The sequence below is a fragment of the Lysinibacillus sp. FSL K6-3209 genome (assembly GCF_037976175.1).
GTDB lineage: Bacteria > Bacillota > Bacilli > Bacillales_A > Planococcaceae > Lysinibacillus > Lysinibacillus sphaericus_D.
In genome coordinates this window covers 2,498,564-2,510,751 of sequence record NZ_CP150264.1, presented here as the reverse complement: position 1 = coordinate 2,510,751, position 12,188 = coordinate 2,498,564, and the positions used below count along the sequence as shown (strand labels likewise).

Genomic DNA, 12,188 nt, shown 5'->3' with positions numbered 1-12,188 from the left:
TAACCATAAAAAATGGGTCACTTGGGGGAAGTGACCCAAAGGGGTTAATAGGAGTGTAAAACTGGCATCATGGATGCCATTGCTTTGCATAACATTTTTTATAAGAAAGCAGTACCGACAATAATTAAGAGAATAAAGAGTACAACAATAAGCGTAAATGTAGAGCCATTGCCGCCGCCATAGTAATAGTCACCGCCATAGTTATATCCACCACAATAATTATTGTTCCAATTTCCTACATTTCCGTAGTAGCCCATGAAACATACCTCCTTTCCTTCCTTCAATTTATAATATGTTCCCTGTTGAAATGCGGAGGGGTATTTATCCCAATTCAAGCCCATCTGTTTTAGAAATGTTTTTTTAATGAGTAAAGTTTTTCATTACAAAAAGCTGCAGCGTATAAAAACGCTACAGCTTTGAATTGGTTACCTGTTTGGTTTGTCAGTAAGAGCATTATAGCATACTTTTTAAACTGCGGTATAGCATTTCTAATTCACTACATTAATTTGGCTAATATTTATGATATCAAGGTCTTTAAATGTTTTTCCGAAATACATAGTAGCTTAAACACTTGTAATTCATTTTAAACAAACCTAATATTGTGAAAAAGCCTTGATAACCTCCATTTCTTTTTTCAACGATACTAAGATTTTTCTAATCCATTCCTTTTAGGTTTTCCCTAATGACTTAGCCCACTTTAGATAACTGTACAAAGCGTATGGATGTGCCAAAAAGTAGAACGAATGTGATAGCTAATGGCTAGAAGCTTGAGTAAGGTTTATTTACGAAAAGTTAGTTCTTTCTGTATTTTTGTTAACCTTCATAGGTCTAGGAATTGAATATGCTAGAAATGAAGGCATTGATTGAAGAAATCAAAAAAGTACTTTATGAAAAATAAAGTAGTTTTTTTATGCCTCCAGCTATCACCTGTGTGGGGGGTTCTAATATAGAAGAAGGTAGGTGATGATATGGAAACAAATACATTTTGGTCTTCACTTATAGGAGGTATGACTGCATTAATCGTATATCTAATTGGCGGTGTAGATGAATTGGTGACATCATTAACAATTTTAATGGCAATTGATTTGACATTAGGTGTAATGGTTGGTTGGATCATCAAAGATATAGATTCTCGTAAAACCTTTAAAGGTCTACTGAAAAAGACAGCCATGATTTTAATGGTTATTGCAGCAGTTCAGTTGGACAATGCAACAGAAAGCGGCAACTTTATGCGTAACGCCATGATTTTGTTTTTAATTGGGATGGAAGGAATAAGTATAATCGAAAACTTAGGTAAGTTGGGCATTCGTGTTCCAAAGTTTTTAGCAAATGCTTTTGCACAGTTGAAAAAGGATAATGACGATAAAAAGGATGATGAGCAGTAGATTGTAGTTAAAAGTCTTGTGATTTAGTGGCTTTTTCATGACGGATAAGGACATTATTTTAAAAAATTCCCACACAGTAATGGCAAGAATATAGAAACAAGGCCATTTGGCTTTAAATATAGTTTTTCTACCACACACTGCCTTGAATAAGACTGCTAAAAGACCCAATATCTTTTGATTGGCATACGGTGTGGAGATTGCTATACGTAAAAAATATTCGCAAAGAGATAGCAGGTCATAAAATTGAAACGTTTAATTGTTCGTTTAACACAGCACAAAATGGTAGCTGTTTTTCATCAAAAATAATAAAAGAGTCACATCTAACTAGGTGGGGCTTTTTATTTTGCATTTAATAATGAGGGGAAGAGCGTGTTGAGGGATAACACATCTCGAAAGAATAGCGTTAAAGGAATATTGAAGCATAAATGGATGTGATCAAGAGGACTTTGCCTTCAACAAGCTTTACCAAGTTTATTTGGAAAGAGGTGGTAGTATGCAATTAACCGATGGCTCCTGGATTTTTGAAACCGAAGAGATAGAAGCTGCTGTCATGAACTTAGAACGAGAAGGATACGAGCGAGAAATGTTGAACGCCTTCGCTCGATACGCTTACTTACGTTATAAACAAATTAGGGATACGGTAAATCCACGGAAGTGTAAATACATGTTTATTGATAAAGTAAGAGAACAATTAAAGTCCCCAGCAAAATTACGAAGAGTTAGTAGTTTATTGAATATGACAGAAGAGGAAGTACAATACATTGTAGCATTTGTAAAAAAGCATTTGAAATATGTAAAATAAACAACCCTGTTTAAGTGAACTGAAAAATAAAAAGGATTTATTTATATTTTGCAAAAAAGAGCTTAACAGTTCATAAATTATATAAACTTTTTGCCAATCCAATGAGCTGTTAACACAACAGGAAAAAAGAGCACACCAAAAGGTAAGGATATCAAAATCATTTTCCACGTAACAATTTCCTCCATCAATAATGATCTAAATAAAAGAATGCTGTATGGAATAATAAGAATGATCGATGTAATAGTTCCAGGAGCAATAGAGCGAAATATAATCGTCTGCCCAATATGCGTAAACGCATGAATAAAAAATACTAATGAAACAGCTATAAAAAAGTATAAACTCCAACTAGTGCCATTATAAAGATAGTGAATAGCTGAAACAGTAGCTGCACTGACAAATAAAAAAATAACGATAACTGCTGCTGCAAATTGAGCTGTCGTCATAGAAAACTGCTTCACAATTCGGTCAGCTATTTTGGAAGGCAGCCGTTTATAAATCTTATTGCGATTCGTATGCAACCATTTTTCTACTAAAATAATCTCTTCAAAATCGTGGATAATGAAAAGAATAGGAAATAACCAGATTAATGTTTGAACATTTAACCAGAATGCCATTATGGACCTCACTTGCTTTCATTTATATTTGGTCACGTATAAAGATTGTAGATTGGAATGGAAAAATGATTAAAGGGTCACTGGACCAGAGTGACCCTAACCAACAAATCAGGAGGTGCAAAGCTAAATTTGCTTTACACTACTATTACTATGATGAAATAGTTATGATAACTAGCTATTAGCCTGCAAACTAGATAAAAAATAAATACTTTATTATTTCTAAAGTTACGTGTGTTTCCATAGTTATAAGTATTATAGCAATTTTGGATTATTTAGTTAATTGTTTTTTGAATAATAGTGAGTGATGGTTAACTTTTAGTAAATTACTGCTCTTTCGACAAATACTAAACGTTGATAAAGATTAATATTTCTAATTTATGTAGGAAGTTCTAAGTACATTATAATTCATAGGGAAATAGTACAGTGAGTATGCACAAGGATAAGTCTATATACATGTGACATTGTCTATCTTTTTATTCAAATTTGTTATTTTCAATTGTCAGAAATTATCAATATATCTTATAATAATAAAAAATATAATATAAGAGGTGAACTTATGGGGAAACCAGTAGATTACAATCTATTTCCAGCCTATCAAAACACACTTGAAGACAGACTAACCGAACGAAAAGAAGAATATATAGAAGAGTTAGAAAAAGCAAAAATTGGCGGGTATCTATTAGATTTTGAAAAATTATTAGAAGAAGTACCGCAATAAAAAAAGCACCTCACAGGGGTGCTTTTTAGTTGAAACAAATCGTAAAAACCTGTATACCTCGTTACATACCAATCGAAAAAATTTCCTATTCGCCATTACATATCAAATAAAATAAAATTTTAGCAAATTGCTACAAAGTTTGTATAAGAATTAATAATTCAGTAAATATATTTATTTTGAATTATCTTCAAAATAATAGTTAAATAACCCTGATTTTTAGCTTGAATATTGAAATGCTATCCGTAATTGTTAAAATAAATTTTAACTAGATCTAGTGAGACATAGGAGAATACGTGTCCCAATCTCAATGAAATGGGTGCTATTAGAGCATGGAAGAATGCTAGATAGCCATTAATAAAAATCCTATGATAATGTTCGGTTATGAATATTTTTAATACTATGAAAACTGATAAACAGATTAAAATTTAATGTTTATAGGAGGATTAGTATGAAAAAATTTATTTGTTGCTTAGTAGTAATTTTGGTATTTTCTACTGTTGCATCTCCAACATTATTGACAATTGCAAGTTACGAAAATAATTTAACGCTAGCTTCAGAATATAAGAGCTTTACGTTGCTTTATGATAATGGTAATCATTCAGCTTTTCAATTAAAAGATGAAGCAGGAAATATTTTTGAGTACGTTGAAGATGTAATCAGTAAACCTGATGGAACGGATGAAATTACCCAAAAAATATTTAATATTTCACCTATAACGAGAAAGAATTAATAGATGAGAAAGTTATTAGGATAATGGAAACAACAGAAGAAATAATGATTAAAGAACTTACCAATCCGAATAGTGTGGAAGTGAAAATAAACAAAAATAATCCTCAATATAATACTAATGGTACTTTCCAACAACAATCTTATAATGATATTAATCCTAAATTAAAAACATGGACTGCCTCAAAGGGGGCATCTGGCGGTTCTTATATTGCGGCTATTCGTTGGGAGGAATCACCTAATAATAATAATGCCTATGCTATTTTTGGTACGATGTCTAAAACGACAACGAAGCAACAATGGCAGTATAGAGATTTTAAAGCAGCAGCTAATAATATTGTTGATCAAGAAAGAGGTCTTCTATTAGGCGGCTTGGGTGGCGTTGCAACAGCAGTCTGGGATGCAGTAAAAGGTGGAAATCTATTATCATGGGAATTAATAAAAAAGGTATTTATTAAGCTAGGAAAGGGTATACCAGTTTTTGGGACAATCCTTCTTATTTTTACTTATGTTAATTTATGTCTGAGTGCAAAAGGTAAATATCATGCTATACCATAATTATGAAGATGAAACTAAGCAAGCTTATTAGGTGATATGTTTTGAATACATTTCTAGAGATTCTATTGGGTGCTTTCATACTTTTCGTTTATATACAAATCATGTCCTTTGTTTTCAAGGTTTTGGTAAAGTATATGAAGCGAAAAAGTACGGACTTTCTTGTGCAAATACTTCCTGGTTGGCTTATGGTGATGTTATCAAGTGGTTGTATATTTTATTATGCTCTACCATTTTATCGGTACTATATTATTATGCAAACTATAATGTATACCGCCATGGTTGTTTGTATTATTGCGTTGTTCTTATTATTGGTCGTGAAACCTATCAGTATCAATAAATATAACAAGATAATAATAAAAATTAAAAAAGGGGCATGGTAGCAAATAAAGCATAGTCAAAAGAAGTTTTTGAAGTTTAATGATATATAACCATTTAGTTTCAATGGAAGAATTAGAAAACAAAAAAACTTGCTAGATTTTTAGAAAATAGCGGAAGAAGTACTGCAATAAATAGGAGGCATCTCACTTTAAAGTGAGGTGCTTTTCAATATAGTCTAGAACAGTTTATTAATTATCAAATAAAAATATCAAGTCATACCATAATAATGAAGATGTAAAAATTATAGAAGGATGATTTCTTTTGAATTCTCTTTTTAATATTTTATTGAGTGCTTTAATTGGTTTCGTTTATTTGAAAATAATGTCTCTTGTTTTCAAAAAATCGGTAAAGTATATGAAACAAAAAAGCAGGGACTTCCTTGTGCAAGTATTGCCAGGGTGGCTTTTGATAATGTTATCAAGTGGTTGTATATATTGGTATGCACCTCCGTATTTGACATATTATTATATAATGCAAACAATAATGTATACCGCCATGGTTGTTTGTATTATTGCGTTGTTCTTATTATTGGTGCTGAAACCGATTAGTATCAATAAATACAACAGAATAGTTGTATTTATTAAAAAGGATTTTAATCGTAATTAAAGCTAAGTTAACAGGTTCTAAGCATATAGATGTGCAGCCATTAAGTGTATTGATACTAAATGGCTGCTTTTTAAATAAATTTGAGTACTACGCAGAATAAGTAATGTAAATAATGTGCTATTGTTATAGAATGGTAAAAATACGGTTTTGAAAGTAGAGGGAAAAGCATGTTTCCACTATTACATACCGAGCGTTTAGTGCTAAGAGAACTGACAGAAAATGATGCGCAAGCAATATTAAGTTGTTTTTCAAATCCAGACGTTTTACGTCATTATGGGCAGAAGCCATTAACAAGCTTAGAGCAAGTGAAACAGATTATCCAAAATTTCTCTAATAATTTCAAAGAAAAACATGGCATTAAATGGAGAATATCCGTGCAAGGCCAAGAAGAAATTATTGGTACATTGGTTTTCAAGATTGGTCTGTGGAGCATAAAAAAGCGGATATCAGTTATGCGCTTTTCCCTAATAGTTGGGGGCAAGGCTATGCAAAGGAAGCTGTAAGGAAAGTTATTTCCTATGGTTTTCAGGAGATGAATTTGGTGCGCATAGGAGCCATTGTTTTTACGGAAAATGAAGCTTCCAATAAGCTATTGGAAGCATTGGGTTTTGAAAAAGAAGGGGTTTTAAGAAACGTTATGCATCAAAATAATATGCCTTATGACACTAATATTTATTCTTTCATTAAGTAAAGAAGTAAAGAACAATTTTGAATATTATGTAATGATTAAGCGAAATGAATAGTGAAATATAGTGGGAATTTTATTTACTAAATAATTTGAAACATGGAATAGTAACAAGCATAAACCCCGAAAGATGTTTTGAACAAATGTCATCGTCTAAACTGTACAGTGCTGTTTTTGTGCGAACTGTAGATTTATTGAAAATAAAATACTTATAGTGTTGCTCACCTACTTATTGTAAGCTCCTCCATACAAAAGAGTAATTGCGCAAGTACGGGAGTTGTTGTTTCCTGACAGTTTTATCCTGTAATGAGCTACGATTTAACTTTTAAACCTAGTAATGATGCAAACCCAACAGCTTGTTCAGAGGATACTTCGCAACCTTTTATACTTTCCAAAGTAACATTCAACCTTTCATATCGACATGTGCTAATATCAATACCTTTTAAAGAGGTTTGAGAAAAATCCACATCATTAATATCACACTCATTAAAAATGACTTTATTAAATTTGCATTCAAAATAGTTGGCGCTTTGTAGCGATGAATCATCAAAAATGACCTGTTTTAAACGAGTCTCTGTAAAATCACATAAATTTGCAATACAATTGTCAAACAAAACATTTCCTACATGAGCTTCTGCTAAATTTAATCCTAAGACTTTACAATTGTCGAATGTAACTCTGTGAATTAAGCCTTCCCTAAAACTAGCATTCGATAAATCACAGTTTTCAAAAATTACATCAGTCAAATCAATTTTTCTAAAAGATACATTTATAAATCTCACATTTTTAAAGAGTACTTTTGATAAAATAAGTCTATCAATAGCTATATTGTCAATGACCGTATTGGCGATGACACAATTGGATAAGTACGGATCTTCTTCATAAAAAATATCTTGAAAATTTACTTTTTCTAATGCTAAAGGCAATTTAGGTGATTCAATTTTAAATACTTTTGCCACTTTATCACACCTCTCAATGTAATGATGTATATAGAATAATAAAAAATTCATGTTTTTATAAGTCTTTATTTTTCCTTCATAGTATGGACATAGCAGTTTGTGTTATAAAGGACCGATTTTGGGGGGATTAACATTGGAAGATTCAGTATTAAAATTCTATGATGAACTTGCAGAAGATTATCATCTAATATTTGTTGATTGGCATTTAGCCATTGCCCGGCAAAGTGAAATTCTATATAAAATTATCCAATCGAAGTTAAACTTATCTTCGATGCAGCAGGTTTCCTTATTAGATTGTTCGTGTGGCATTGGTACACAAGCAATTGGTTTGGAGAATTATGGATTTCATGTAACCGCTACTGACATTAGTGCTGTATCTGTAAATAGAGCTCAAAAAGAAGCGGCTCATTATGGGGTGAAAATAAACTTTGGAGTAGCAGATTTTCGCGAGCTCAATACGAATGTATCAGGGTTCTTTGATATTGTGCTGTCGGCGGATAATGCAATACCGCATTTAATAACAGATAAAGATTTGCACAAAGCTTGTCAAAATATGTATGAAAAGCTTCATCATAACGGTTTCCTTTTAGTTACGATAAGAGATTACGATGCGATGGTTATAGAGAAAATAATCACGACAAAACCAAATATATTGGACGAAGGAAAGAGAATGACTTTTCAAGTCTATGATTGGGCAGAAGATGGAAAAACGTATACAGTAAATCAATTTATTATGAGAGAAATTAACGGTGAATGGAAAATAAAACATAATAGTACTCGATACAGGGCATTGTTAAGGGAAGAAATTAACAAAGTACTATGTATGATTGGCTTCGTCAATATTGAATGGCATTTCCCTGAAAATACAGGTTATTATCAACCGATTTTGACTGCTCGTAAAGTGTAAAATGCAGTTCCATTTGCAAGCACACTAACATAAACTTTTATACTAAATATGAAACTTTTTGAATTTTGAAACGTATATTTTTAAAATACTGGTTTTCAGGAGGAAAAAATGTATAAATTTAGTACGTTATTTCTTATGTCCATCTTCTTATTAACAGCTTGTACACAAGATGAGGTTGTCCCAAAAGAACAAGAAATTGAGGATGAACAGATTGTAGTGACACCTGATGGGAAAGTAACCTTTGAGATTATTAATAACATGAAGGTCCCACAAGAAAAAGTGGAAAAAATTAAAGAGGAACTTCTAACTGCCTATGATGTAATACAAAATTCGATTCAAACTGCCTATGTTCCTTCTGACAAAATCAACGTTTATCTCAATAAAGGAGATCTTACTTCTTTGGGCTTGGCATCCAGAATCGAGCTATATGGCGTGAAGGAAGACAGATACCCACTAATACATGAATTAACACATTCCTTACTGGGCTATGGGAAAGATTTTGATACAAGCAGTGGGTATTTTACACAAGAGGGCTTTGCTAGTTATTTGGAAGAAAAGTACGGGGAAAATAAAACATATCCCCATAAACTTGTAAAATATTTTATGGATGCAAACAAATTAATTCCTATTAGTAAATTGATAGATTCTAATCCGGATGAATCCTATTTTCGCCCTGTCCTTATAACTGAAAAAGATTTTACTCTTCGATTGATGAGCTATACACATGCTTCATCTTTTGTAACATATTTAGTAGACACTTACGGGTTAGAAAAGTTTGAACAGATTTACAATGAAAAGGATTTGTCAAAAAAAGTAGCGGATGTATATGGAAAAAATATGAGCGAATTAGAAAATGAATGGATTGTTTTTCTTAAAAAGGATTCAAATAATTTAACATATGAAGAGAAAATGGACATGGGGTATTTTTTCGCTATCTCTTCAGTTATAGATACGATTGATTCGAAATTTTTTTCAAAGGAATAAAATGATGCGTGTTGCATTTAAGTTATTCATCAATATTTATATATCAGGCTGTAATAGAATGTGGGATTCGACATGGGAATGAATTTTTAGAATGGACGAAAAACCATGATACAAATTTGCTTATTCAATGGAAGCCTGATAGCCAGTAGGTCTAAAAAAACGGGGGCACTTCTCTAGTTATTAAGACTTGATTTCGACATATTTTGTCAGAGTTTCTTCGTTTTAGAACATCTTTTTATAGTAATATGAAGGAAAAAAGATGAGGAGATTGGAAATGCCTGATTTAGTACTTGCCCTTTTTTTATTGAACCTTTCTTTATTTCTTTTACATGAAATGGATGCGATTAGGTGCTCGGAGTGGCGGATGTTTGTCATACTAAAGGATATGGAAGATGAGAAAGCTTACAAAGCATTCACATTGATTCATATTGTTCTTTACATAATTATATTTTTATTATTATTTAGTCAATATCAAACGATCCTTTTTTGGACTTTAGATTTATTTTTTATTGTTCATTCCATTCTGCATTTATTTTTTGAGCGACATCCTCGAAATCACTTTAAAAATGCATTTTCAAGAGCAATTATACATTCATTAGGCATTCTTTCAGTAGTACATTTATTATTTTTAATTAAGCTTTAAAGCAAAGCCATATCTTTTGTGATATGGCGTTTTTTATTGAAGAAAAATAGGCCATAATTTGGAACAATACACGTCGATAATATAGTAAAATGAGGGATGAATAGATATTTGAATTATTCGAAAATTAAAGAAAGGATGGTGGATAGGATGGTATTTCTTAAATACGATATAGAAGAGAAAGATATTAGGATGCTAAAAGAAGTTTATCAATCTGTTGGATGGCATAAACATAACGAACTTATCATCGAGAAGGTTTTTAATGCAAGTACTCATGTTGTAGTTGCATTGGTGGATGGCAAAATTGTAGGTTTTGTTAGAGCGCTTTCAGATGGGGTATTTAATGCAGCTATTTATGATGTAGTTGTCCATAAAAAATTTCAAGGCCAAGGAATTGCACGGATGCTTTTGGAAGATATGATGAAGCAGTTAGAAAATGTTTCATGCATTCAGTTAATTGCAACCACTGGTAATGTTCCTTTTTACGAAAAAATGGGATTTAAAAAATTGAAGACAGGTATGGGGATTTATAAAAATCAGCAACTAGCCCAAGAATATTTAGAGTAAATTTAGTAATGGATAGATCAATAATCATTAAAAAACCAGAATAGATGCTACAATATGTAGATTAATTCTGGTTTTTTAAATAATCCAATTAATTTTTTATACAAATTGTTCCTGTTTTTATACCCGTCGGTCCATTAAATCCAGGGATTGTATCAACTACGGTATTTGTTGCGATATTAATAACAGACACCGTATTATCTAGTTGATTTGTGACATATGCAAACGTTCCATTTGGTAGGATGGTTATTTGGTCAGGGGATAGACCTACAGGGATTGTTGCAATAACTAGATTTGTAGACGTATCAATAACAGATACTGTATTACTACCTTTATTTACAATGTAAACAAATGTTCCATCAGGTGTAATGGCTGTTCCAACAGGACCATTTCCAACAGGAATGGTAGCAATGACTGTATTGGTATTTGTGTTAATAACGGACACCGTATTACTAGCTTCATTTGTGACATAAGCAAATTGTCCATTCGGTGTAATTACAATGGATCTTGGGCGAACTCCAACAGGTATTGTAGCTACAACTGTATTGGTTGCCGTATTAATAACCGATACTGCATTTGAATTTTCATCGGCAACATAGGCGAACGCACCATTGGGTGTAAAAGCTATCCCTTGTGGTGCAAGACCTACCGGAATAGTTGCAGTTACCGTATTCGTAGTTGTATTTATGACAGACACCGTATTAGACCCTTGGTTAGAAACATAAGCCAATGTTCCATTCGGTGAAATGGCTACACCTAGGGGATTTACTCCTACTGGAATGGTGGCCACTACCATATTCGTTGCCGTACTAAAAACTGTTACGTTATTCGAGAAGTATGCAGGGACATAACCGAATTCACCATTTGGTGTAATCGCTACTTCTAAAGGAGCAGTTCCTACTGGAATGGAAGCGACGATAGTATTCGTTGCTGTATTTATTACTGATACTCTATTGTCTGGCGTTGCTAATTGACCGGCATCTGTAACATATACTAGAAAGTTGCAAATTGGTGGGAAAGGTAAAAATGGTGGTTTACAATCACACTTACAACAAAAACAGCAACAATGGCAACGACAATTCGGATTTGATTTGAGCTTGAACTTTCTAAGGTTTTTAAGTTTTTTTTCCACGATAGTCCTCCTTTCTTTCATATATTGCTACTATATGTACACGTAACCATCTTCCTTGTATGTTTTCCTACATCTAAAAAGACACGCTTTCATATTAAGTACTTTTATTCAAATAATGTTTTAACTTCGTGAACATTTTTGATGTCGCTTTACGCAAATAAAATTTAAGTCTTAAATGAATCATATTTTTTCAGACGTTAGCATAGTGAAATAAAGGGGGATAAATATGGGAAATGTGAATATTTATGAAATCATTGGCTTTTCGATTGATCCTATTTATGAGGCAATAACAAAACTTATGGTTGATGAAGAAATCGTTATTGGCAAATATACCATTCGTAAAACACCAAAATTTTATGAAATTGAAAATATAAATTTGCATGAGTGTTTTAAAGAAAAAGAGCATTGTTATCAATTTTTATGCAACTTGCTCATTACAAAATAATGAAGTTACGGCAGCCATCATAGATGTATGATGATGTACTAAAAACCAAATGTTGTATAATTTTAATTATATTATTAAATAGTGA

The 12,188-nt window shown here is 32.1% G+C and carries 14 protein-coding genes and 1 pseudogene; 11 read left to right on the top strand and 4 right to left on the bottom strand.

The genetic code is table 11. The features are described 5' to 3' along the window. Window positions 1–98 precede the first annotated feature (98 nt). Window positions 99–257: a YjcZ family sporulation protein gene (locus tag MHH88_RS12130; RefSeq protein WP_103976403.1), complete on the bottom strand. Its 159-nt coding sequence runs from the start codon at window positions 255–257 to the stop codon at window positions 99–101. Window positions 258–968: 711 nt separating this feature from the next. On the opposite strand from MHH88_RS12130, the gene MHH88_RS12125 reads away from it, so the two are divergent. Continuing rightward, the gene (locus MHH88_RS12125) at window positions 969–1,385 is read left to right on the top strand and encodes a phage holin family protein (RefSeq protein ID WP_024364917.1); all 417 of its coding nucleotides are present in this window, start codon (window positions 969–971) and stop codon (window positions 1,383–1,385) included. Window positions 1,386–1,878: 493 nt separating this feature from the next. After that, a complete protein-coding gene (locus MHH88_RS12120; protein WP_069512226.1) occupies window positions 1,879–2,187 on the top strand; it encodes a hypothetical protein in 309 nt (102 codons plus the stop codon). Window positions 2,188–2,264: 77 nt separating this feature from the next. On the opposite strand, the gene MHH88_RS12115 is transcribed toward MHH88_RS12120, so the two are convergent. Then, entirely contained in the window at window positions 2,265–2,801 is a 537-nt protein-coding gene (locus MHH88_RS12115; protein ID WP_069512228.1) for an HXXEE domain-containing protein, read from the bottom strand. Between the two features lie 556 nt (window positions 2,802–3,357). On the opposite strand from MHH88_RS12115, the gene MHH88_RS12110 reads away from it, so the two are divergent. The 4 genes and pseudogenes from MHH88_RS12110 (at window position 3,358) to MHH88_RS12095 (ending at window position 6,478) form a co-directional block, all read left to right on the top strand. Next, window positions 3,358–3,519, top strand: coding sequence for a hypothetical protein (locus tag MHH88_RS12110; RefSeq protein WP_167397257.1), 162 nt, complete (start codon window positions 3,358–3,360; stop codon window positions 3,517–3,519). Between the two features lie 448 nt (window positions 3,520–3,967). Then, a complete protein-coding gene (locus MHH88_RS12105) occupies window positions 3,968–4,249 on the top strand; it encodes a hypothetical protein (protein WP_339258338.1) in 282 nt (93 codons plus the stop codon). Between the two features lie 23 nt (window positions 4,250–4,272). Then, window positions 4,273–4,803 carry a hypothetical protein gene (locus MHH88_RS12100; protein WP_339258336.1) on the top strand — a complete coding sequence of 177 codons (531 nt, stop codon included), beginning with the start codon at window positions 4,273–4,275 and terminating at the stop codon, window positions 4,801–4,803. Window positions 4,804–5,954: 1,151 nt separating this feature from the next. Further along, window positions 5,955–6,478: pseudogene (locus MHH88_RS12095) on the top strand (GNAT family protein). A gap of 305 nt (window positions 6,479–6,783) precedes the next feature. Here the strand turns inward: MHH88_RS12095 and MHH88_RS12090 are convergent. Next, window positions 6,784–7,431, bottom strand: coding sequence for a pentapeptide repeat-containing protein (locus tag MHH88_RS12090; protein WP_339258334.1), 648 nt, complete (start codon window positions 7,429–7,431; stop codon window positions 6,784–6,786). A gap of 133 nt (window positions 7,432–7,564) precedes the next feature. On the opposite strand from MHH88_RS12090, the gene MHH88_RS12085 reads away from it, so the two are divergent. From MHH88_RS12085 to MHH88_RS12070, 4 genes are all read left to right on the top strand, one after another. Continuing rightward, window positions 7,565–8,338 carry a class I SAM-dependent methyltransferase gene (locus MHH88_RS12085; RefSeq protein WP_339258332.1) on the top strand — a complete coding sequence of 258 codons (774 nt, stop codon included), beginning with the start codon at window positions 7,565–7,567 and terminating at the stop codon, window positions 8,336–8,338. A gap of 108 nt (window positions 8,339–8,446) precedes the next feature. Beyond that, on the top strand, window positions 8,447–9,322 hold the full coding sequence (locus tag MHH88_RS12080) for a hypothetical protein (protein WP_339258330.1): 876 nt from the start codon (window positions 8,447–8,449) through the stop codon (window positions 9,320–9,322). Window positions 9,323–9,596: 274 nt separating this feature from the next. Then, the gene (locus tag MHH88_RS12075; protein ID WP_339258328.1) at window positions 9,597–9,965 is read left to right on the top strand and encodes a DUF6713 family protein; all 369 of its coding nucleotides are present in this window, start codon (window positions 9,597–9,599) and stop codon (window positions 9,963–9,965) included. 147 nt (window positions 9,966–10,112) lie between these two features. After that, window positions 10,113–10,529 carry a GNAT family N-acetyltransferase gene (locus MHH88_RS12070; RefSeq protein WP_339258326.1) on the top strand — a complete coding sequence of 139 codons (417 nt, stop codon included), beginning with the start codon at window positions 10,113–10,115 and terminating at the stop codon, window positions 10,527–10,529. 88 nt (window positions 10,530–10,617) lie between these two features. Here the strand turns inward: MHH88_RS12070 and MHH88_RS12065 are convergent, their stop codons facing one another. Next, entirely contained in the window at window positions 10,618–11,658 is a 1,041-nt protein-coding gene (locus MHH88_RS12065; protein WP_339258324.1) for a beta-propeller fold lactonase family protein, read from the bottom strand. Window positions 11,659–11,884: 226 nt separating this feature from the next. On the opposite strand from MHH88_RS12065, the gene MHH88_RS12060 reads away from it, so the two are divergent. Then, window positions 11,885–12,103 carry a hypothetical protein gene (locus MHH88_RS12060; protein WP_339258322.1) on the top strand — a complete coding sequence of 73 codons (219 nt, stop codon included), beginning with the start codon at window positions 11,885–11,887 and terminating at the stop codon, window positions 12,101–12,103. Window positions 12,104–12,188: the final 85 nt, after the last annotated feature.